Raw genomic sequence first — 24,777 nt, 5'->3', positions numbered from 1 at the left:
AATGAAAACTAAAGTTTGTATTATATTTGGAGGACAGTCATCTGAACACAAGGACTCTCTTGATTCGTTTGAAAATATCTATTTGCATTTGCAGAAGGATTTTAATTCTACATATTATGAGGTTACTCATGTGTTCTTTGCAACCCAAGATGGTGGAGCTATCATTAATGAGATAGATTATTCCAAGTCTTTTGAAGATTATAAAGAAGGTGACAGGATAGATTTATTAGAAGGGTTTCAATACATAAAGAGAAATAATATCTTTCTATTGTCAACCTTGTTTAGTCAGAATGGAGAAGATGGCCGCTTGCAGGGTTTGGCGAGTCTAATGAGAATAAAATCGAATTTAGGTGAACCTCTTCAACCTAGTTTATGTAGTAGCAAATTTCACCTTAATCATTTTGTTAGGGGAATAATAAATGATCTGAATATCCCACGAACAATTAGGCTGGCTGCTGAGGAGGAATTAGACATCACATGGGATAAAGTATATGGAAAGGAAATGGTTGTAAAACCAAATGCTCTAGGCAGTAGCATATTTACTGATAAGTTTCAATTCGCCGAAAGAAATAAGAAATTAATTAAGACAGAAATAAGAAAAATTTTGCAGGAGGATAAGTATGCTTTGCTGCAAGAATACATAAAGGGTCAAGAATATACATGTGCAGTACTTCGTATTGATGGTAAGATTCAAGCCTTACCAGTCGGTCAGGTGGAGACAGATCGTAATTTCTTTGGTTATCCGGAAAAGGCGAGTATTTCACTCAACCGGAAAAGTATACTTGAAAATGATGACCCAATAACTTTGAGGGTTGCAGAAATTTCTAAGACTCTCTACCACGAGATTGATCTGAACACTGTTGCCAGGTTCGACTATATTTACAAGGATGGTGAATTCTATTTTCTAGAATGCAATGCATTCCCATCTTTGCACAGATATAGCTTTTTAATGCAGATGCTTCATAAGGATTCCAAGGATATTTTATGGCTATTAGATAATATAATTTACAATTGTATCAATAATTGATTTTTTATATAAAAATTCACAAAATGAATGAAATAGATAATTATTTAAATTTTTTTAAATCGAAAATACATAGAGCGAGAGTGACTGAGGCCGAGCTTAACTATGAGGGGAGCATTACAATTGATGCCGATTTGCTTGATGCGAGTGGAATTTTACCGAGCGAAAAGGTGCAAGTAGTTAACGTGAATAATGGAGAGAGGCTTGAGACTTATGTTATTGAAGGTGAAAGAGGAAGTGGTATCATTTGCTTGAATGGGCCTGCTGCACGAAAATGTGCGGTTGGAGATTATATTATTATCATAGCGTACTTTTTAGTTAGAGAGAAATTAGCTAAACAATACACTCCTAAGGTAGTCTTTGTAGACAATCAAAACAGGCTGATAAAATGAGTCCGAGGAATACTGAACTGTTACAATTTAAAAGAAAAAGCAATATTCTTGGCTTTTATTATATTTTTCTTAATTATGTAATGATTGCTTTATTGGCTCTTTCTACTTTATTATTATATTCGATTTTATCTATAACCTTTTTCATACCTATCTACTTAGTAATCTCAATAATTCTCGCTTCTAGTTGGAGACGTTTTGAGATATTGGTTCATGAAGCGTCGCACAATAATGTATTTAAAACAAAGTCATTTAATAGAAAATTTGAATTTCTATTCTCTTACCCTGTATTTCTTGATGTTAATACCTACTGTATGTTGCATGGACAGCATCATCGTCTAATAGGTGATTTTAATTCAGACCCAGACCTGTTGATTTATGAAAAATGGGGACTCCATGATCTACCTAATAATAAGCGTTGGGTTATGATAATCCGGCCACTAAGTCTTTATTTTAGTTTGGAATTTTTTAAGGTTACATTCAAAAATTTTTGGGTAAAGAAGAAAAAAAGAATCAATAAAGTGATTTTTTGGATGTTGATTGTAACATGTATTGCACTGACAAATAGTTGGAGTCAGGTAGGTCTTATTTATGGTATTCCATTTTTTGTAGTCTTACCTATTCTAAGGTTTTATGCCAGGGCTAATGAACATACTGGTGTTGACTTTTCTGATAATGAACTGAATGCTAGAAACAATCTTGGTTTATTTAACCGATATGTTTTGCATCCATACGGTGATGCGTATCATCAAATACATCATTTATATCCTAATATTCCGTTTTATAACCTTTCTACGGCACATAAATATTTAGTTAACAAAAAAAATAAGGTATTCTTAGATAGTCACTCCATTTATGAAACATGGGTGAGTACATTAAGAGGAAGTATGTCAAATAAGTAGTTTATGCAGAATCATTTAGTTTTCGACTCGAAATCAGAATCATATTTCTATTCTCAGTGTATAGAGCGCTATGCACTCTCTAAAAAAAATGCCCCCATGAATATCGTGGAATGTGGAAGCGGAGATGGGATGCCTATCATTAGAGCTGTGAAAGTTGTTGATTATCAAGGATCTATCGTAAGCTATGAAATCAATGAGCATGCTCATAGGCAGGCATTGGAAAACATCCGTAAACATCAAATGATGGGTTCTTATCAGGTATTTAATCAATCCTTCTTCGATGCGAAACAATTTAATTCAACTGAATGTCTAATATCTGATCCCCCGTTCCTTCCATGTCTATCAAATAACATGATTGACCCCTATTTAAGAGGAGGAAATAATGGCAATGAGTTTACCAAAAGGTTATTCGAGCATTGTTTCGACGAAATGATCATATTGATTCCGAGTTATACGGACCCCATTGGAACAATAGAGCATGCCAGGGATCAAGGCTATGACATAATTGACTTTATGATTTCTCCTATGGAGCTTACTTTTTATAGTAAGGATAAAGAAGTTTACAATAGGTTAAAAGCAATGAAGCAAGAAGAAAAGTCATTTTTTGTTAACGACTACTTTTTGCTTGCAGGTGTTCATTTTAAAAAAAGTCAAAGAAAGAATTCAGACAAATTTAAGGGCTTGATAAAGCTATTGACAGCCAACTGGTAAATGTTTAAAAAGAAACAATTCGACGATATTTTAATTGTAGGGTCAGGACATTTGGCTCAATGCATTATTTATTCCTTAAGTAAAATGAATGGTACGGGCAAAGTGACAGTCCTTAGTCGGAACCAGGCTCAATGCGATTCAATTGTAACAACCGCTAATGTGGTAGCTCACTCTAATGGTGCTGGATATGTATTTAGTTGGGAACAGCTAAGTGATAATTATGACAATTTAGAAGAATTAATTATTCGATCACAACCCAAAATCTTGCTCAACTGTCTTTCATTACAATCACCATGGAGGTTGGGACTTGACTCCAAGTGGGGACAGCTAGTTGCTAACTATGGATTTGGATCTACTATCGTATTCCAACTACCAATTGCTTTAAGAATCTCAAATATTATTGAAAAATATAAATTGTCATCTTTTTATATTAATGCATGCTACCCAGATGTTGCCAATCCGATTCTTAAACAGCTGGGTTTACCCATTAATAGCGGGATCGGTAATGTTGCAATCATTGATGAGCTAATTAGAAATGTCCTTAAGCTTTCCTCAGATACGAACCTTCAAATTATTGGGCATCATTATCATGTGAATCAAATTATAAAACCACCAGAACAAAGATCTGAATTCCCACGGGTATGGATTGATGATAAAGAATTATACGACGTACCTGATATTATTAAAAATGTACAATTACCTTCATCATCTTTTATAAATCAAATTACAGGAAATAATACAGCCAAGTTTATAAATAACTTAATCATTTTCAGGAAGTTAACATTAAATTTACCTGGGATAAACGGATTTTCAGGAGGGATGCCTGTGGAAATTACTGATTTTTACTGTAAACTTGTACTCCCCGAATCCGTGCAGTTAAGTGCTGTTAATCAAATTAATCAGGACTTGGAGCGTAGGGAGGGGATCGTTGAAAGAAATGAATATTTGATTCTTAGCGAAAGCGTACATAGATATTTAGGCCAAATCGATCAGTTATTATCGAAACCAATTCGGTTGGATAATTTATCCGATTACCTTTTGGATAAAAAGAATATTTCAAAATTAATTAATCACAATCATCAATAAATCGCAATCACCAACAATGTCTTTTAATTTAGAAGAAATAACTCATGATGCCGCAAGACTTAGAAAAGAGATAGTGAAAGCTTTGCATACCACAGGTGGCGGACATTATGGTGGGGCACTCAGTGTTTTAGACCTATTAATAACACTTTATAAAGGGGTTGCCAATATCTACCCAGAGGAACCTAATCATCCAATGCGGGATCGAATCATTTTGTCAAAAGGTCACGCTTGTATAGCTCAATATTGCATTTTGGCTGATCTAGGTTTTTTCGATGTATCTGAACTTGCAAAATACGGATCGTTTAATTCGTTTCTCGAAGGACATCCAGACATGAACAAGACTCCCGGTATTGATTTTTCCTCTGGATCACTGGGGCAAGGCCTTTCTGTTGGCATTGGTATGGCCATGGCTCTGAAGAATAAACCTGTACATACGTGGGTGATAATGGGTGATGGAGAATGCCAAGAAGGGCAAGTTTGGGAATCAGTCATGTTAGCTGATAGATATAAACTAAATAATCTGACCGCTATAGTAGATAATAATAACTACCAAGAGTTAGGTTGGGCTCAAAATAGTGAAGGAATTGAAAAAGCTCCGATCCCAAGAATATCTGAAAAATTTGCATCATTTGGTTGGAATGTGATGGAAATTGATGGTCACGATTTTAACATTATTCATAAAGCGCTGAATAAGGCTAAAGAATTTAAATACGGGAGCACAGCCATTATTTGTAATACTGTAAAAGGAAAAGGCTACGAGCTTTTCGAAAATGACCCAATCCGATTTCACTGCGGTGAGCTTACGGAATTGGAATACGTTCTACTTAACAACTAAAAGCAATACTACGATAAATTGATGATGAGATCAGAAAAACTAGCTAACTCCTGCGGAAAGTATTTATCACAACTTATGGACAATGACAGTGCCATAATTGTATTGGATGGTGATCTGGCGGATTCAAATGGTGCTATTTACGTGCAAGAAAAATATGAGAATAGGTTTATAATGTGTGGTATTGCAGAGCAATGCATGGTTTCTATGGCTGCTGGATTTGCTGTAGAGGGTTACACCCCTTGGGTATTTTCATTCGCTTCTTTTCTGTGTTACAGAGCCTATGATCAAATACGGGTTTCTGTTGCTCAATGCAATGCTAATGTTAAACTTGTGGGGTCTCATGCCGGGGGATTTACTGGCAGGAATGGTAAAACACACTCTGCAATCAATGATATTGCGATGATGTCTTCTATTCCAAACATGCGAATCTATTCTCCTGCAAGCCCTGAAGACACTGAGTGGGCAGTAGGTGAGATGAATAAGCACGATGGGCCAGCATACATTAGGTTGCCGCGAGAAGCAATGTCTTCAGGCACTTGGAAATTAGGGAGTTGGACATGGATTACTAAAAGGACTTCAGTGGCAATCGTGACTACCGGGCTTGCCTTGAAAATAGCAAATCAGGTACGGGAGCAATTCAAGAATTTATTTGATGAAGAGATAGGAATAATCAACACAGTTGCTATTCACCCGGTACCTCAGGACTTAATAGAGGAATTAAATAACTTTGTTGATTATGTGATCGTCATCGAGGATCACCTCACATCTCACGGACTAGCAGCTCTGCTTAAATGTCATCAATTAAAATGTAAAATTGACCAATTTGGTTGGCCAATTGATTACATGGCTGATTCAGGAGATTACGAAGATATTCTCAAGCATTCAGAACTTAATCCCGAAAAAATTACAACCCATATTAAAAACCGCTATGCTTTCAATGATAATTACTTGGCGCGATAGAAAAGAGATTGATCGTGCATTACCATCATTTTTAGAGACTGTTAAGCTGCTTAATGGAGAGATCATCATTGTGAATTTCGGTGGTGATGGCAAAATGTTGAATGATTTAATTTCTGATAAAATTGATTATCTGAAGGTTATTCATGTAGAACAGCAAGAGTTTTTTCATAAGACAGTTGCTGCAAATATTGGAGCGAGTTACGCGTCCAATGAAATCCTGTTTTTTTGTGATTGTGATATCATTCTTGATCCCATTCAAATACATGAGCTATGCACAAAATTTAAAGCTGATGAGGGCTTTTTTGGTAATTTGGTAGGTGTGACCGAAACGGAAGTAAACAGTATAGGAAATAATCACGTTACAAATTTTGGGTATGAACTAAGAATACGCACTGCTGATGGTCGTGAATTAAAAATCGTTGATCAAGAAGAAGATTCTGAAAACGGTTATAGAAATGCACCAGGATTATTGTTTGTCAAAAAACAAGATTTCTTATCCATTGACGGATACAATGGTGACTTGCTGGGCTGGGGTTGGGAAGACCAAGATATGATAAGCAGACTAACCCTTGGAGCAGGCCTTAAACGTGTGTTTCATGGATATGCCCAACATATATCGCATGATGATGAGGCAAGAACCGGTAATTATCCAGAAAAAGACCGATGGACCAGTAGAGATCATATGTTTAGGCAAGCTTTGCGCAATTATGACAATAATCGGTTCAAGGGAACCTATCAATCGGATATTGAACGTAACCGTCATAATTTGATCGGGTTTTAGTCGAATGAAAGATTTATCACTCTTGGTAGCTTATCGTGATAGACCAGCTCAAATAGAAGCCCTTGTTGAATGGTATCAAGAATGCCAGAATCTTACCAAAGGTAACTTGGAATTGATTGTTGTTGAGTCTAGCGAGGAGAGCACCGAATGGCTCCGAAAACTTGACTTGGTCAATATGAAATATCTACATTTGAAGGAGGACGGTCCTTTTAATAAGTCAAGAATTCTAAATGCTGGGTTGGAACTGTCAGAAAGTAAGTATGTAACGCCATTTGATGTCGATTTGGTGCCATATAATTTATCATTCTCATTGCACTTGGCATTAGCAAATCAAAGCGACATAATGTTAGTTACTGGTTTCAGAGTCGATACTGATCTTGAAAGTTTTAGACCGGATCAACTTAGCTTGCTGCAAAGTAGAGCTTCAATTGCTAAGGAAGATCTGCATGAAGGATTTATGTTTGATCAACTTATAAATAAACATAGATTTGGAGTGCTACCTTTTTTTAAAAGAACTAGACTTGAAGAGATAAATGGATGGGATGAAGCATATGTAGGATGGGGTTGTGAAGATCAAGATATTATACATCGCTATTTGGGTGAAGAAAGGTATTTGATTAAATCTCCTGACTTAGTTTACCTGCACCTTAAGCACCCTCATACACCCGATTGGAATGATGGCGATATGACACGTAAGAACAGGAAGATTCTTTTTGAAAAATTTGATTTGAAACCAAATGTCGAATGAATGGTATTTTTACTCATATCGTAATCACGAGATTCAATATCAAGAATCATGAATGGCTGGTTGACAAATTAGGAAAAGAAGTTCGTACAGACCAATGGATGGAACATAGAATCGATCTGTTCAAAAAAATTTGTTACCCATCATTAGCTAATCAAACCGTTACTAATTTCAAATGGGTTATTTTTTTGGATTCTGACACTAAGCCCATTTTTAGGCAGCAGCTGGAAGCATTAATGTCAAGGCATAGCTCATTTTACATTCGATATCTTAACGGAATCGATGAGTTTAACGAGAGACTGAAAGATCAAATAAAACCCTTGATTGATGAAGGTTCTGAGTATCTGATAACAACTAGAATTGACAATGATGATGCTTTCCGCGATGATTATATCGAAAGGATTCAGCAATCTTTTTTACCTCAGGAACTTGTGGCCATTAATTTCCCTAAAGGATTGCAATGGTCAATCAAAAACAATCAACTTTTTGAAGTATATAATGAAAGTAATCCTTTTATTTCACTTATTGAACATCTTAAAAGGAACTCAGAAATACTTACCGTTTTTCATAGAGAACATAGGCATTATTTTGAATTAGGTGATTTTCCTCTTGAACAAGTATCCTCAGATCATCTATGGCTTCAAGCCGTACATAATAATAATGTCTTGAATAAGATTGTTGGAAAAGAGATTCATCAACCTAATTTTAAAGAATTGTTTAATCTTAAGATAGATGAACTGTGTTGATAAATTTCCCTGTTAGCAATAACTTTTCAATATTTATAACCACTGATCGACTTGATGAATTTGAAATCTCCTCGCTTCAAGATATCCCTAAACTAAAAGAGTTTCCTTATAGTTTTGTTGGTCTGATTCAAAAGGATCTGGAAGAAGAAATTGGTACATTTTTCTCTTCTGGATTTTGTGAGAGCTCGGATAATTGCATCTTCCTGCTTACCAAGAGGCTGGATTTGCCCAAATTCTCTGGCTTGGAGCAGGGTGAGCTTATGAGCTTTGTGTGTTCTGGGAATATACTTTCAGGTAGATTCAATGAATTATTTCATCTGCCATTTGAAAAATGGGCCTACCACATTGTTTCGTGGATTTACGATTTGACTATTAAACCATTTCGATTGGAAGTGGTTCAACTACCTTATCGGGATAACCCAATTTCAATTGAAAATGGTGAAAGAGTGAATATCATATTGCCTCATAAGGGTAGTGCAAGAGACCTAGAAGCCTGCCTTAATCTTTTGACAACATTTCCACAACAAAATTATAACGTAATGATCGGTTTTGATGATTACGAGGATTCGAAAACGCTATATCAGGAGTTAATTGAATCATATAATCAATGGGAGTTCTACAAAAGCGAACCATCTCATAAAGGACCATTTGTAATTAGAGAACATTTAATTAATCAATTGTCAGATGGCTTCATTTTGTATCAAGATTCAGATGATCTTTCTACAACAGATAGGCTTACTAAATTAACTCAAAGGATGTTGGATGAAAATCATATGATTGGTTCTCATGAGGTCATATATGACGAGATAACCGAGACCCTGAGAGTGAAAAGATTTCCCTTGGATGTAAATTTAGCTTTGATAACAAAGCCAGCATTTCCTCTCCTTCATTCTACAGCAATCACATCAGTGTCAGGATTTAAGAAGGTGGGAGGTTATTCAACGGATAGAAAATTCGCCAATGACACTCAATTCTTATACCGATGCCATTTTGTTTTAAGGGTTCAAAATATTGATGAATTTCTTTATATCAGGAAAATCCATAAAGATAGCTTGACAAACCTTGGTGAACACCCTTTAGATGGCCCCGTCAGAAGGAATTTGGGCGAAACATGGCGAAATGATTTTATAGATGTACTGAATAAAAAGAAAGAGCTGGAGGAAACATCCTTGCGTACAAAAAAGAATGGAAGTAGTCGTTTAGTTGAATTGATTATAGACAATAAAAAAACTTAGTAATGAAACTTTTTTTAAAACTTGCTATACGAAACTTTTTCAAAAAACCTATTTTCAACTTACTTAACTTGATTGGGTTGAGCATTGGATTCATAAGCTTCTTTTATATTGCGGAATACATCATATTCGAAGTTAACTATGATAAGTTTAATGTTGACTCAAAAAGAATATACAGGGTAGGATTTAACTGGGGCGAAGTTGATGAAGCAGGAGATAACACTAGCTTATATGCCTCAAACGTCCCTATCATGGGACCACTTCTCCAACAGGAAATTCCTGAAATAACACATTATACCAGATTGTTTGATGTGGTAATTGCAAGACCTTTTAGCGTTTTCACGTATCAAGAAGGAGGAGAGGTGAAATACTCTGCAAATGAAGGGAAGGGATTTTATGCTGACTCTAGTTTCTTTGATATTTTTTCATTTGAAGTATTAGAAGGTGACCCTAACCTCAAAGCTCCTAACTCCCTTATTCTTACTTCTTCTCTAGCAAAGAAAATGTTTGGTAATATTCCATATAATCAAATGATCGGAAAGCTGATTGAGTATGATAATTTGGGTGAAGATAATTTGAGTGTTGAGGCTATTATTGCGGATGTTCCTGCCAATTCACATATTCAATTCGATTTTCTGGTTTCTTACATGACTATTAAGACCAATGGACCGCATTATAGCAAATGGTGGAGTCAGTTTCATACCTATATAAAAACAACCCAACCCCTTGTCAAAGGTAATCTTGATGATAAAATGGATGCCGTTTTAAAGTTGCTTTATGGAGAAGAATCAACCATCTCCATTTTCTTGCAGCCTTTAGAGGAAATATATCTTGATTCTGATTTGAGAGCTGAGATAGGGCCAACAGGCTCAAGACGGCAAATCTACTTTCTTAGCATTATTGCCTTTTTGGTTTTGGGAATGGCTTGGATTAATTATATCAATTTATTTTCCTTTAGATCTTCAGAAAGGGCCAATGAGGTCGGTATAAAAAAGGTATTGGGATCGTCACAAAAAAGATTAATAGCGCAATTTTTTTACGAATCCTTATTATTCAACATCGTTGCGCTGATCATTAGTTTACTATTTGTTTGGGTTACACAGTCAAATTTTGAAAATCTATTAAACAAAAATTTGAGCTCTGTAATGCCCGACTACATTGGAACAATTCTTATGGTTATAGTAGGCTTGATTTTTTTAAGCACATTGCCATCATTTTATCCAGCGTGGCTAATAGCAGCCAAACGTCCTATTGATGTTCTTGGAACCAAATTTCGAACGTCCAAAAGGAATTTAATCTTTCAAAATACGCTAATCTACTTACAATTTATCATTTCATTTTTGATTATCACATGCACTCTTGTGATTGAGAGGCAGATAGATTTTATGAAAAAGCAGGATACAGGCATGATGCTGACCAATAGGATATCAATTAAGAGCCCGGGTAATATTGATAGTCTTTATTTTGAAAAAGCCTCGGTTTTCGTAAACGAAATTAAAAATAACTCTGATGTAATTGATGCTTCATTTTCTTCCTCTGTTCCCGGAGAACATTTGACAACCTCAGGGGGTATACGTTTAACTAGTAGAACTGATGTGCACGGCAATAATATATTTAAGATTGATGTTGATGAGAATTTCATTAATACCTACGAAATAAAACTTCTTGAAGGCCGTAATTTTTCATCAAATATTTCTAAGGAGAAGGAGAATATCATTATAAACGAAGCGGCTCTTGAACTTCTTGATCTTTCTAGCCCAAGTGAGGCTATTAACGAAAGAGTAATTTTTATGAAAAATGAATATACTATTATAGGTGTTATTTCTAACTATAACCATTTATCTCTACGAGAATCGTTTGAACCAATATTTTTTAGTTACAACCAGAGTCCATTTGGTTATGTAACCCTTCAGCTAGATGGTTATAATTATCCAAATACATTATCTCAAGTCAAGAAAAAATATGAAGAAATTTTTCCGTTAAATCCATTTGAATATGAGTTATCAAATGCGAAGTTTAACAAACAATATAATGATATTGAAATATTTAGTTCATTAGTCAATATTTTTAGTTGGATTGCAATTATCATTTCTGGAATGGGTTTGCTGGCGCTATCAGCATATAAAGTGCAAAAGCACAATAAGGAGATTGCTATTCGAAAAGTATTTGGCGCAAATCCACAAAATATTCTGTTACGGCTTTTTAAAGGGCTTGGTATAGAGGCTATTATAAGCAGCGTTATTGGTGGATGCATCTCCTACATGATTATGAAAAAATGGTTGGAAAACTTTGCTTTTTCTGTCAATATTCGAATGATGGATTTTATAATTCCCTTTATTGTTCTTTTGGTTGTGATTTTTTTATCAATAGGTTACAATTGTATTAAAGCGGTTACTCTAAACCCTAGCAAATCACTTAAAGAGGAATAAGATATTATGAAACTGGCTCTTACATTAGAAGAACAAAGTCTCCAGTTCGATAGATGTGCAAAACTTTATGATAAGTACTGCACCACATATCCTCTAGATCTTATCGATGAGATTATCAAGAAATCTAAAATCCAACCCGGTGATGAGATTCTCGAGATTGGATCAGGAAATGGTGAAGCAACTCAGTTTTTCGCACAAGATTATCCAATGGTATGCATAGAGCCCGGAGCCAGCTTGGTAGAGATATGTAAAGGTAAACTTATAAAACCCAAAAAGATCAGCTATTATATCGAACGTTTCGAGAACTGGAATAATGAGGGTAAGAGGTTCAAATTGATTATCTCTGGGCAGGCACTGCATTGGGTGCCTTTAGGTTTGAGATATGTGAAAGTATCGCAATCTCTAAACCATGGGGGGTATATGGGGCTGTTCTGGAATATGTATTTAAATGATGAGACTGAATTATGTAATGATCTGTCGAATCTGTGCAAGCAGTATAACGTCTTAACTTTTAAAACAGAGCAACAAGTAAATAATCAGATAAAGGCATTTGAACAAGAAATTATTCATAGCGGGCAATTCTCAGAAACTAATTTAAATATCTTTCCTTGGCAAAAACGATATACCTTTGACACATTCTTGGGTTTTCTTAAGACCGGACTAGGGTACCAAAATTTGAACGTAGAACACACCAATCTGTTTAATGATGAATTAAAAAGATGGTTTGATTTATCCAATGGATTTCTTGATTTGAAAATTCATTGCGTATTATACCTATCAAAAAAGGCTGACAAATCGCTCTAATAAACGTTTTAACGATCGCATATTATGGATATTGATTCAGCAAGTACTCTTGTCGACATATTGACTATAAGAAAAAAAGATTTAGGAGGTATTTTTTTTGTTAAATCAACGGAACAGGAAAACTTCGTTTCATACGCTGATTTATATAATAAGTCTATCCGGGTTATGTCTTATTTGAGAATGGAAGGGATGTTGCCTGGAGAAAAACTGATTCTCCAGGTTCAGGACAACCATAATTTTATAGTCCTGTTTTGGGGATGTATTTTAGGAGGAATTATCCCAGTACCAATTAACGTGGGGATGAGAGATGAGCATAAAAGGAAATTCTTTAACGTTTTTGAAATACTTAATAATCCCCGAGTTGTTGTAGAAGATGGTGAACTGGGGCGATTAGAAAAATACGCCAAAGTAAACCAGCTTGCTGAATCTTTCGATAAGGTCGTCGAAAATGCAATTGATCTACATTCAATTTATAGTGCTAGGCATATTAGTTCACCACATGTTTCTGATTCTAATGATTTGGCATTTATTCAATTTTCTTCAGGTTCTACTGGAGATGCCAAAGGTGTCATGCTGACTCACCGAAATATTTTGTCTAATATAAGGATGAGTAAGCAATGCTCATATCATTCAAGTATGGATAAAATGCTTAGCTGGATGCCTCTTACTCATGATATGGGTCTTATAGGCTTTCATTTGAATCCAATGTATTGTGGCATGGATCACGTTTTAATACCAACTGATCTTTTCATTAGAAGACCAACTATTTGGATGGATAAATCAAGTGAGCATAAGGCAACGATTCTCTGTTCCCCAAATTTTGGATATACCTATCTGCTTAAACAATTAAGATCAGATTTCAATTATGAGTGGGATCTGTCATGTGTGAGGCTGATTTATAATGGAGCCGAGCCAATATCGGCTAATATTTGCAGGAATTTTTCAGCCTATATGAGTCGTTACGGCTTAAGGGTTCAAGCTATGTATCCCGTTTATGGACTTGCAGAAGCAACTCTTGCAGTATCATTTTCTGATATGCATTCCGAAGTTAAAAGTATTTCTCTAGACCGTAGAAAATTAAAAATTGATTATCCGATAGTTGAGATCAATGAAGAGGATTCCAATTCCATTACCTTAGTTAAGGTTGGACAAAAGAGCAGTTATGCTTGTGATATTAGACTGACCAATGAACAAGATTCTACTGTGGGTAATGGTAGGATAGGGCATGTGCAGATTAGGGGAGATAATGTAACCAGCGGATACTTTAATAATGATTTGGCTAATAAGAAGTTGTTTGCCGAGCCTGGATGGCTAAAGACTGGTGATATAGGTGTTTTTGTAGGTGAAGATTTTTATATAGTCGGAAGAAGCAAGGACGTAATATTTATTAATGGTCAGAATATCCATCCCCATGACGTTGAAAGGGTTTTGATATCTCAAGCTGATCTTGAATATGGCAAAGTAGTTGTCACAAATTCATCTTCAAACGAGATGGTGGATACCGTTCTGGTGTTTGTCCTGTTTAAAGGTGATGAAAAGAAATTTGTCACAATCCTTAAATCCATTCGGGTAATCTTGGCTGATAACTTTGATTTCAATGCAATTCAAATTATTCCGGTTAAAAAAATCCCTAAGACCACCAGTGGTAAGGTGGAACGGTTTCGAATGGCTAAAATGTATGATAATGGTGAATTTAATGATACACTAGCCAGAATAGACTCATATCTACCTGAGATTTTCCGCTTTACTGAAAGCAAACATATGAATGAGGTAGAAACCGAGCTAGTCAATATATGGAGAGACATACTCGGGCATGAATCATTTGGTTTAGAAGATAATTTTATCCAGTCCGGTGGTAATTCATTAAAAGTTGGTCAACTTAGTCAACGCCTGAATCAAGCCTTTAATATAGCCTTTACTTTCGAAGAGCTTTATTTAGCAGGTTCAATTAAACAACTTTCTTCAAAAATAAGAACTGGCTATAAAGACAATCATGTTGATAAACCGATACCAAAGTCGGAAAGGTCTATTGGTCATCCCGCAACCGAGGCTCAAAAAAGGATTTATTACGCTTGGTCTCTTGATAGAAATGGAACACTTTATAATATCCCGGTAGCTTTAAAGATTATCGGTTCTGTAGATGATCAAAAGTTGATGAATGTATTTAGACAATTGGCTGATCGGCACAGAGTACTTAGGAGCGTCTTCAAACTGGATCAAGAGCAATTAACTTTTTCGATCATTAGTCAAAATCAGCCGGAATTCGAAGTTGTTGATGGTATTAATAACATAGATCAATATCTTCGTGAGTGTGTGATGCCGTTTGATTTACACTCCGGCCCCTTATATAGAGCTAAACTTTTAAAAACCAAGGATCACCGTTCATTTATCTATTTAGATATTCATCATGCTATATGTGATGGAATTTCAGTTCGAGTTTTGACTGAGGAATTAATTGCATTATATTCTGATTCACATGTCTCACCTCTTGAAATTGACTTTGTTGATTTTGTGGATTGGAAGTTAGATAAGGAGGGTGATTTTAATCCAAAATGTGATGCTTATTGGAGGCAGGTTTTTAACTCACCTCTCGAAAGGTTAGATTTTTCAGCCCCAGGAAGTCACCTATCTGTTCTTGACTTTCAGGGAAGTAAACGAAGGTTTTTTTTAGGTAAGGAGATCACTTCTAAAATTAAAGGATTTGCTAATAAAGAAGGAGTTACGCCTTTTATGCTACTCTTTTCTATATACTCTATTTTACTTTCCAAGTATACTAAAGCTGAAGATTTTGTGATCGGAATTCCAACAGCCGGAAGAAAACATGAGAAGTTAAATAATGTAGTAGGGATGTTAGTAAATAACCTTGCTTTAAGGTGTACACTCGAGCCCAATATCATATTTAAGGATTACTTGGGATTAGTTAGAGATTCATTTATAGGTGCGTTTGATCATCAGGAAATTTCTTTTGACAGAATTTCCGAACTGATTCAAGCGATATCTGAAGAGTCTGGTAATTCTCCCTTTAACACCATGTTTACCTACCACCATCTGCCCAAAAGGGTGGATGGTGATGAAATTTCATTGGAGCATTACTATATAGATAACCCGACTTCAAAATTTGATCTATCATTTGAGTTTTTTGAAGAAGCGGAGGGAATTGAATTGTACATTGAATATAAAAATCAATTATTTGACAGGGAATCCATTGATAGTTTGTATGCTTACTTAGTCCACCTAATAAGTCAAGTGTTTTCAGATTTGAATATTCGGTTGTCAAAACTTAGTCTTCTTGGAAAGAATAAATTGTTTGATTCAATATACCAACCTCTAAATAATCAGACACTTGATATACCTCCAGTAACGATCCAACACCTTTTTGATTATCAGGTTCAAAAAACACCTAATCGAATTGCTCTTAAAGATGCCAATAACGAGGGCGTATTTACTTATCTGCAGTTACAGAGTATAGCCAACAAGTTGGCAAATCAATTAATTAAAATGGAGCTTGGAACAGCTAAGCCTATAGTTGTTTTATTGGATCAATCACCAGAGTTTATCATTAGTATATTGGCCATTCTAAAGTCAGGCAATCATTTTGTGCCTGTAGATATGTCACTTCCAGATAAAAGAATAGCATACATTATTGATAATTGCGGAGCAGAGGTCATTATATCAAATAAGAATATTATTGAGGATGAGGGTTATGATATCATTGATGAGTTGCCAAAGGATTTAAGGCTGATAGATATGGCAAATGAAAGCTTCAATGAAGAATCGGATAAGATAGTCGATATAGGTTCGGCATCAGATTTGGCGTATATCATTTATACATCTGGAACTACCGGAAAGCCAAAAGGTGTTACGGTAATGCATCGATCACTTGTTAATTACGTATATACTACTTCAAATTACTATACAGGTGGGGGAAATTTTACTTTTCCTTTTTATACTTCTATCTCATTTGACTTGACACTAACATCCATTTTTGTCCCTCTTCTAAGTGGAAATTCAATTGTTACTTATCCTCAAATACAACAAGAGCTTACGTTATCTCGGGTTATAGAAGATAATAAGATCGATGTAATCAAGGCTACCCCCTCGCATTTAAGGGTATTAAAAGAACTTTCTTTTTTTAAGGACCAGACGAATCAGTCCAAAATTAAAAAGGTAATAGTAGGTGGAGAACAGTTATTAACAAAAGATGCGGAAAAGCTTATTGAATTGCTTGGAGAGGAGGTTGAAATTTTTAATGAATACGGTCCGACAGAGGCTACAGTAGGATGTATGATTCATAAGTATGATCCATCAGAAAGCAAACAAACCGTAGTTTCAATTGGTAAGCCATTACCCAATTCCAGAATTTATTTACTTGATAAATTTCAACAACCGATGCCAAAAGGTTTGGAGGGAGAGATTTATATAGCTGGTGCTTGTCTTGCATCAGGGTACTTGAAAGATGAAAAACTAACAGCATCCAGATTCATTCCTGATTGTTTTCATTCCGACGAATTAATGTACAAAACAGGAGATCTTGGCCGGATGCTGCCAGATGGAAATCTGGAATTTTTGGGAAGAATTGACAGACAAACGAAGGTAAATGGATTTCGCATTGAACTTGAAGAAATCGAAAGCACGTTGTTGGCAATTCATGAGGTGAAAGATGCAGCCGTTCTCTTAATGGAAAAAGGTGGGAGTACATTTATATATGCTTATGTGGTTTATAATGAAGGTTCCGAGGCACTAACTGCAGAAATTGAAGAATGGCTAAGCTTATCCCTGCCTTATTATATGATGCCACATCAAGTTATACCTGTTAACAATATCCCGTTTACAAATAACGGTAAGGTGGCGTATGATAAGTTAATTCGAATAGATACTAAATCGGATGAGCTTATTCAACCGAGAAATGCTGTTGAGTCAAAAATTTGGAAGGTTTGGAGTGAGGTCCTGTCGATTGATAAATTCGGAATATCAGATAAGTTTTATAATCTTGGGGGAGATTCAATAAAGGCAATTCAGGTCACTTCTCGCTTAATAAATCAGCAAATTGAAATAACCGTAAAGGATATACTTACATTCCAAACAATTGAGCAAATAGCCAAGCAGGCGACATTTAACAATAAGTCTCAACAGTACCCACAGGGTTTGGTTAGAGATCAAGTGAATTTATTTCCTATTCAAAGGTGGTTCCTTGATCAAGAGTTTGATAACCCTAGCTGGTATAACCAATCTGTTCTTCTTAAGTTTAAAATGAAGGTCGATCGTGAAATAGTAGGAAAATCTTTTGAGAATTTGATCCATCATCATGATGGGCTTAGGCTTTACTATGATGCAAAGGACAATGTTCTTAACTCAGATGATACTTTAGTAAAAAGGCAGCTATCAATTGAGGAATATTATCTGGATAGCATTGATGATTTAAAAATTATATGTGATGAAATCAGGGGAAGCATTAATCTGACAGAGGCCCCTCTGTTTCGATTGGCGATTATAAGGTGTGGGAGAGAGGAAATGCTTTTTATTACGGTTCATCATCTAATAATCGATGGAATATCTTGGAGAATCCTGTTAGAGGATTTTTACAATCTGTATATCGCTAAGATTAAGGGGGCGAAAATCGATCTGCCGTTCAAAACTGCTCCATTAAATAGGTGGTATGAGCAGATCAGTAATAAGAAAATCGATGATCTGGAAGATAAAATTAGCTCATGGAAAAACATTGATAATCAGACTTCTCCTTTACCTATTGAAAATCCTGACATTGATTGGCGTTCCAAAGATGCTCGTATAATTGAGACAAAGTTGAGTGATGAATGGACAGATTTTCTATTGAATATATCGCATAAGAATTACAATGCTGATCCTCAAACTTTAATACTGGTTGCACTGTTGAGGAGCTTGAAAAAAACAATGAACCAATCCCGCTTTACGATTGATATTGAGAGCCATGGACGACATATAGACAACATTGATGTGTCTCGAACGATTGGTTGGTTTACCAGTCTCTTTCCTGTCCAATTTGCTCTTGATTCAAATTTAATTGGGAATAATATTATTGAAGTTAAGAATCAGCTCAGTCATGGCCATTCTTATGGATTTGACTATGGAATATTTAAGTATCTGAGGAGTAATAAAACTTCAGGTGACATGAGTACGCTATCGGAAATACGATTTAATTATTTGGGCTCCTTCCAACGAGAAGCAAATAACGATCTATTTGAAATTGTTTCGACTTCAACGGGTGCTGAGATAGCTTTGGAAAATAGAATGACAACCAAACTAGATTTTGTATGTCTAATTGTAAATAACGAACTGAAGATGTCAGTTAGCTATAATTCTAAGACTCATAAGTCCAGCTTGATTGAATTGATGATGGAAAACTTTAACAGTGAATTAATCAAAATTGTCGAGCATATCGAACAAACTGATGATCTGGTATTAGCAGCATCTGATTTTGATGCAGAACTCGATCAAGATGAGTTAGATTCATTGTTCAACTAAAGCTAGAAAACATTCATTTTAGGTTCAAACTCTTTTAGTTTCCCATTATCCATTTTATAAATTTTGTCGGCAACATCGAAGTATTGATCATCATGCGTGATGGCAATGACTGTCTTACCCAGCATCCGCATACTTGGAATAAGTTCATGATAAAAGAGTCGTCTAAATATTGGGTCCTGATCGGCTGCCCATTCGTCAAACAAGAATATCGGCTTATCTTCAAGATAGCATTGTAATAAAGCCACACGTTTTCTTTGTCCGCTGGACAAGTTTACAGTGCTGTATACGTTGTCAACAACCTTAATCTTATCTTCAATTTCCAGCAAATTCAAATACCTGTCAATGTCCTCATTAAGCATATCTGTATTTAAGCTATAAAGTTTTTTGAATAAATAGAATGGACTAAAAACCGTTGAGAAATACTCACCCAGCTCTGCAGGAGGTATTGAATTTCCATCTATAAGAATTTCTCCATTGTGCGGGTGATATAGGCCTGTCAGCAGTTTTGCCAGAGTCGTTTTGCCACTTCCATTTCCACCTATAATAAAGATTACTTCTCCTTTGTTTATTGTCAAATTAATGGGGCCGACCGAAAAATTGTGATCTTCTCCTCCATACTCATAGCAAATAGATTTAGCGCTATATGTATCTATGGTTAATTTTCTTTCATTAGTAGAGTCTTTTAATAACGTGTTTAAATCAGTACTGGGTTCAATATCACTCATAAATGTCTTAATTCGATTATGCGCTATTCGCAATTGCAAAATTTGTGGAATAATAGATAATATAGCATTTAACGGACCAATTAAATAAAGCAAAATGATAATGAAGCTAACAATGATGTAAGATTCAACTCCGGGAAAAATACGTTGAATTGCAAAGGCCACCACCGCTAGTGTGAATAAAAGGAGGGATTCTCCCACAAGGAATGCATTGATGAATTTAACATTAGCTTCAGATGATTTTTCTCTAAATTCATTGGCTGTATTTTCGATGGCTTTTTTAAACGCTATCTTCTTTTTGAGGTGCAAGCTTAGCTCTTTAAATCCATCAATCATTTCATCCAATAGGCCCATATAAACTGTACTGGTTTCCCTAGATTCATCGAATAAATGTTGAGACTTCTTGCTGACGTAATAATAAATTCCAGAGAGCAATAAAACGATCAGCATTGTTATCGCTGTAGCCCAGAAAGATAAACTTGCCATATAGATAAATGAACCAGCTATGGTAATGACGTTTGTAATGACACTGACTATCATGTTGGCAGATTGACCTAGCGTGCCAACATCTCCGTTCAATGTAGTATAAACCCTACCACTGTCCATTTTTTCAAACCGCTCATAAGATGTAGAAAAGATTAAGTTGATAAGCTTTATTCTTAGATTATAGACAATATCTCTTGTAAGATAGGTCATTTTGGTTCTAACTACTTTAACACCTATCAAGTACACCATGATGGTTAAAACAAGGTAAAAAAGTTGATATTTTAACGGCATAGTACTATTAATAGAGGAAGTGATCAATAGAATAGCTGCTACATTTGACAGACCTGCCAGAATACTCATTAATATTATCAATGGAGCATCCTTAATGTATTCATTTTTTTCAGGGAATAAAGAAGAAATTACGTGGCCCACAAAACTTAGAAGAATGGCAACTATCGCCAGCATTATTGCAGCCTGAAAACTAAATGGCGTCCAAATAGGGATTGCTTTCCATGTGAAGTTCGCGATTGCTTTGGGTAGTATATATATACCATATAAGTATGGTAATATCATAACGAGCATGAACACTAACTCCGTTAGCTTCTTTTTTGTCAGTTTGCGATAACTCCTCTTATGAATTAGTATTCGATATATAATAAAACCAATGAACGCAAGAACCAGTAATATAAAAAGGCTAAGCACAATACAGATTACCGTAAACTGAGAGTCTAATGGATCACCCGAATCCTTGCTTGATTTAATCGATCGACCAGTTAATACATTAATAATATTCTGACCCAAAAGTTGAGTTTGTAAACTGTTGGAATTTGCAAGTAATGCAATTCCGATTTTCTCATTTTTGTTAAAGGCAATGAAGGAAGAATAGTTCGGATTGAGACCAGAGTGGTAAATAAACTGGTTCCCACTTAAAGATACTTCCCAACCGTAAGCATAAGAGGAAAGATTAATGGGTTTGACTGACTCATCACGCTGATGTGATTTAGTTATTAGATTCTCATAGAGATTGGGCTTAATTCCCATCTGATAAGTCAGCCAAGTGGCCATATCCTCAGCATTTGAGATTATATAACCTGCGGCATAATTGCCTCTGAAAGGAGGTGAGGCAAAAGGCTGCGGTTGTAAAAAGTTAATCTTATATCCTGTTGCCATCAGGTCTTTGTCACTTGGAATACCTATAGATGTATTAATAAGGTCAAGAGAATCAATGATATTATATTTTATATAATCCTCATAAGATGTCTTGACGATCTTCTCAAGAATTAGAGCTAGTATATCATAATTAATGGTTGCGTACTCGAACTTCCATCCGGGCAATGAGTTTAATTCAGTATGGTTTACTTTACGGACTGTATTTTCTAATGCGTTCTCTGAATTATCCTCGGGAATAAGAGATATAGTACTCCAAGGTATTCCACTTGTATGATACAGCAAATGCTGTAAAGTAACAGAGACCCTTTTACCTTCTCGATAAACTTTAAACCAAGGCAAGTAATTAGAAACTGTGCTATCCAATACGAGTTTTCCTTCCTGTTCTAATTTTAAGATGGCTAATCCAGTGAATGCCTTTGTGCAGGAACCGATTTCAAATAATGTTTGATTGGTGACCGGAATTTTTTTATTTAGGTTGGCATACCCATAGTTAAAAATGATTTCTTGATCTTCATTAACGATTGCGAGCGTGAGTCCTGGTATATCACCAACATCCATGCTTTTATTAACAAGATTTTGGATCTCATTGAGTTGGTTGGGATCCTGTCCAAAGCAATGGTTACTTACAGCCCAAATAAATGCAATTAGGAAGCAAATCATTGAACGAAAACTTTTTATTTTTTTTTCTACACCTTTATAGAAGATATTATAAATCATTAACTGTGATTTTTTTGAAAATTGTTTTAATATCGTCAATCATTAAGAGACCGCAAATTATTGCAAAATACATTAGGGAAGCCTATTTGGTTAAGAAAATAATTATTGCAATGCTAAATCAAGATATTGCTAAGGATACTGATGCCCTTGTTGCTTTTCTAGTGGATAGTGTTAATCACATTTAAACAACTTGACCCTCTAATTGAAGCGAGTTTTGAATTCGCTATTTCCAAACGTTTTTTGAACATTTATATACAATCTTTCTCAAATTACTAATATAATCTGGCCTTATCTACTGATACCGGTGAAGATTACGAATTAATTGAACTATGACAATACTAGGAATTAAATTTACGCATGATGGTGCTATATCATTAATTGATAATGGTAAATTGATTTTTTCATTTGAAATGGAAAAGCTTAATAATAATCTAAGATTCCAATCTTTTTGTTTGTCGTTTGAAGAAACCAATTTAATTCTAAAGGAGTATGGTTATAATTTAAATACGATTGATAAGATTGTATTTGATGGTTGGACACCTGCTGTAAAGGCTTGGCAAAAAATTCAAAATGAATCCTCGAAAATTAAAGATGTTCAGCTATCAGGATTCTCTGTGGATATTGAATTAGCGGGTTATGGTCGCCTATTAGGGAAAGATGAAGATGTTTATGGTAGAAAAGAGCATGTTATCGATAAAATTGGGATACCCTATGAGAGCTTCCGGCATATTTCTGGACATTTTTTTGGAGCTTACTGTACTAGTCCGTTTGCCATAAAAAAGGAAGATTCATACATCTTAATTTGGGACGGAGGTATGCCACCTCAGTTATTTCACTTTGGGGCCAAAAGTAAGAGCATAACTAACCTCGGACATTTGTTTATGCTTTTTGGTGATATATATGCTGGTTTTCCTTACGGGTATGCACCCTTCGATAAAGGAGTCAAATATAGCTACGCCACCCCTGGTAAGGTAATGGCCTACATTGCTTTAGGTAATAGCCAGCGTGTAATAGTCGATCGTTTAAATGCAATTTATATTGATCTGGAAGTTAAGTATAGCAAAAATGAAATTCATGCAGGGACTATAGTGGGCGTCACTGAAGAATTTATCAAAAAATCCAAAGAATGCAGCGTGATTTCAAAATACAATAACGAAGACATTCTTGCAAGTTTCCACGATTTTCTTGAAGGTTTATTAGTAGAAAGAATTAGCAAAAAAGTTAAAGAGCACACGGCTAACACTAAGAACCTTTGTTTCGCGGGAGGAAGTGCATTAAATATCAAATGGAATAGTAAAATAAGAACATCCGGTGTTTTCGATAAAATTTGGATACCACCTTTTCCTAATGATTCAGGGAGTGCGTTAGGTACTGCTTGTACTGCAATGGTTTATCATTCGGATCAGTTGTCTTTAGATTGGGATGTATATAAAGGTCCAGAAATGATTAATAACTATGTGAATGGTTACAATTGGACCAATGTGGTTAAGAATAGATTAATTGATCAATTGCCATTTTTTGAGAAAAAATTCAACTATCATTTCAGAGAGTATAAATTTACTCTAGAAGAATTAGCTGCATTAATCCATAAAAAAGGTGAACCAATTTTATTTCTAAATGGACGAGCGGAACTCGGACCCAGAGCTCTTGGAAATAGGAGCATATTGGCACCAGCGGGCTCGGAAAAAATGAAGCAATTACTTAACGAAGTAAAACTTCGTGAAAATTATCGTCCTGTTTCACCCATTTGTTTAGAAGAGGATGCAGAAGAAATCTTTGATCCCGGTACTCCCGATCCATTTATGTTGTTTGATCATCAAATAAAAGGTGAGTGGAGAGAAAAAGTCCCGGCTATTGTTCATTTAGATCATTCAGCAAGGCTGCAAACTGTAAATGAGAAGCAGAACAAGGAAGTTTACCAATTGTTGAAGTTTTATAAAAAGCACTCTTCAATTCCTCTGTTGTGTAATACAAGTGCTAACCTAAAAGGCAGAGGTTTCTTTTCAGATATTATGAGTGCTGTTCATTGGGGGCAGGTTAATTATATTTGGTCTGATGGTATGTTGTACTCCAAATACAAATTATAACTTTTCAAAATTCTATTAAAAGGGAAGGCTACACCTTTAGATTCAGCTTTTTTAGAACCCTAATCATTATTGGATGGGGCGAAATTTCGCACCTATTAAAGGTTGTCTTGCAGTATTTATAATTGAATCATGTTGAATATTGTATGATTTAGCATAAGTACCGTAAGCATTGAATTTTGTTCCATCTTCTATTAAATGCATTATGTAAGCTCTTCGGTTTAGGTCTGATGAATTATACATTGAGCCATGCCATGTGTAGCAATGATGAAAATGAACTTCTCCTTTTTTTAATATGACAGGTTCTATAATAATTGGGTGACCTTTGTAGTTTGCTGGCAAATTGGTTATTTCAGGATTACTTTTCAAAAACTCCGTAGCAATCCTGTAAGCACCCCCGTTTTAGGACTCCATAAAAGTATAAATTCTATTAATTATTATTGTTATAATAGG

General features: G+C 35.3%; 17 protein-coding genes. 15 read left to right on the top strand and 2 right to left on the bottom strand.

The genetic code is table 11. From position 1 onward, the window contains the following. The first annotated feature begins 1 nt into the window (after position 1). The 14 genes from JMN32_RS14730 to JMN32_RS14665 are packed head-to-tail and all read left to right on the top strand — an operon-like array spanning position 2 to position 19,145. Positions 2-1,027 carry a D-alanine--D-alanine ligase family protein gene (locus JMN32_RS14730; protein ID WP_202857114.1) on the top strand — a complete coding sequence of 342 codons (1,026 nt, stop codon included), beginning with the start codon at positions 2-4 and terminating at the stop codon, positions 1,025-1,027. A 23-nt stretch (positions 1,028-1,050) separates the two neighbouring features. Further along, a complete protein-coding gene (panD, locus tag JMN32_RS14725; RefSeq protein ID WP_202857113.1) occupies positions 1,051-1,416 on the top strand; it encodes an aspartate 1-decarboxylase in 366 nt (121 codons plus the stop codon). Next, positions 1,413-2,315, top strand: a complete 903-nt coding sequence (locus JMN32_RS14720; RefSeq protein ID WP_202857112.1) for a fatty acid desaturase — start codon at positions 1,413-1,415, stop codon at positions 2,313-2,315. The genes panD and JMN32_RS14720 overlap by 4 nt, the downstream gene beginning before the upstream one ends. 3 nt (positions 2,316-2,318) lie before the next feature. Next, complete coding sequence (locus JMN32_RS14715) at positions 2,319-3,026, top strand: class I SAM-dependent methyltransferase (protein WP_202857111.1); 708 nt, start codon at positions 2,319-2,321, stop codon at positions 3,024-3,026. Continuing rightward, positions 3,027-4,112, top strand: coding sequence for a Rossmann-fold NAD(P)-binding domain-containing protein (locus JMN32_RS14710; protein WP_202857110.1), 1,086 nt, complete (start codon positions 3,027-3,029; stop codon positions 4,110-4,112). 16 nt (positions 4,113-4,128) lie between these two features. After that, the gene (locus tag JMN32_RS14705) at positions 4,129-4,947 is read left to right on the top strand and encodes a transketolase (RefSeq protein WP_202857109.1); all 819 of its coding nucleotides are present in this window, start codon (positions 4,129-4,131) and stop codon (positions 4,945-4,947) included. Positions 4,948-4,968: 21 nt separating this feature from the next. Then, positions 4,969-5,907, top strand: coding sequence for a transketolase family protein (locus JMN32_RS14700; RefSeq protein WP_202857108.1), 939 nt, complete (start codon positions 4,969-4,971; stop codon positions 5,905-5,907). Beyond that, positions 5,885-6,688: a glycosyltransferase family 2 protein gene (locus JMN32_RS14695; RefSeq protein ID WP_202857107.1), complete on the top strand. Its 804-nt coding sequence runs from the start codon at positions 5,885-5,887 to the stop codon at positions 6,686-6,688. The genes JMN32_RS14700 and JMN32_RS14695 overlap by 23 nt, the downstream gene beginning before the upstream one ends. Positions 6,689-6,692: 4 nt before the next feature. After that, positions 6,693-7,436 (top strand): glycosyltransferase, encoded by a 744-nt coding sequence (locus tag JMN32_RS14690; RefSeq protein WP_202857106.1) that lies wholly within the window; start codon positions 6,693-6,695, stop codon positions 7,434-7,436. After that, on the top strand, positions 7,433-8,179 hold the full coding sequence (locus tag JMN32_RS14685; protein WP_202857105.1) for a glycosyltransferase: 747 nt from the start codon (positions 7,433-7,435) through the stop codon (positions 8,177-8,179). The genes JMN32_RS14690 and JMN32_RS14685 overlap by 4 nt, the downstream gene beginning before the upstream one ends. After that, positions 8,173-9,414, top strand: a complete 1,242-nt coding sequence (locus tag JMN32_RS14680) for a glycosyltransferase family A protein (RefSeq protein ID WP_202857104.1) — start codon at positions 8,173-8,175, stop codon at positions 9,412-9,414. Before JMN32_RS14685 ends, JMN32_RS14680 begins: the two co-directional genes overlap by 7 nt. 2 nt (positions 9,415-9,416) lie before the next feature. After that, complete coding sequence (locus JMN32_RS14675; protein ID WP_202857103.1) at positions 9,417-11,840, top strand: ABC transporter permease; 2,424 nt, start codon at positions 9,417-9,419, stop codon at positions 11,838-11,840. Positions 11,841-11,846: 6 nt separating this feature from the next. After that, a complete protein-coding gene (locus JMN32_RS14670) occupies positions 11,847-12,644 on the top strand; it encodes a class I SAM-dependent methyltransferase (protein WP_202857102.1) in 798 nt (265 codons plus the stop codon). 24 nt (positions 12,645-12,668) lie between these two features. Further along, positions 12,669-19,145 (top strand): non-ribosomal peptide synthetase, encoded by a 6,477-nt coding sequence (locus JMN32_RS14665; RefSeq protein ID WP_202857101.1) that lies wholly within the window; start codon positions 12,669-12,671, stop codon positions 19,143-19,145. A 2-nt stretch (positions 19,146-19,147) separates the two neighbouring features. Here JMN32_RS14665 and JMN32_RS14660 read toward each other — a convergent pair whose 3' ends face one another. Then, the gene (locus tag JMN32_RS14660) at positions 19,148-22,183 is read right to left on the bottom strand and encodes a cyclic peptide export ABC transporter (protein WP_202857100.1); all 3,036 of its coding nucleotides are present in this window, start codon (positions 22,181-22,183) and stop codon (positions 19,148-19,150) included. A 386-nt stretch (positions 22,184-22,569) separates the two neighbouring features. On the opposite strand from JMN32_RS14660, the gene JMN32_RS14655 reads away from it, so the two are divergent. Continuing rightward, entirely contained in the window at positions 22,570-24,327 is a 1,758-nt protein-coding gene (locus JMN32_RS14655) for a carbamoyltransferase N-terminal domain-containing protein (protein ID WP_202857099.1), read from the top strand. Positions 24,328-24,393: 66 nt separating this feature from the next. On the opposite strand, the gene JMN32_RS27755 is transcribed toward JMN32_RS14655, so the two are convergent. Then, positions 24,394-24,666: a phytanoyl-CoA dioxygenase family protein gene (locus tag JMN32_RS27755; protein WP_394369177.1), complete on the bottom strand. Its 273-nt coding sequence runs from the start codon at positions 24,664-24,666 to the stop codon at positions 24,394-24,396. Positions 24,667-24,777: the final 111 nt, after the last annotated feature.

The organism is Fulvivirga marina (assembly GCF_016775155.1).
Lineage (GTDB): Bacteria > Bacteroidota > Bacteroidia > Cytophagales > Cyclobacteriaceae > Fulvivirga > Fulvivirga marina.
Note: the sequence above shows the minus strand (reverse complement) of the source record. Positions and strands in the feature narration are given on the sequence as shown.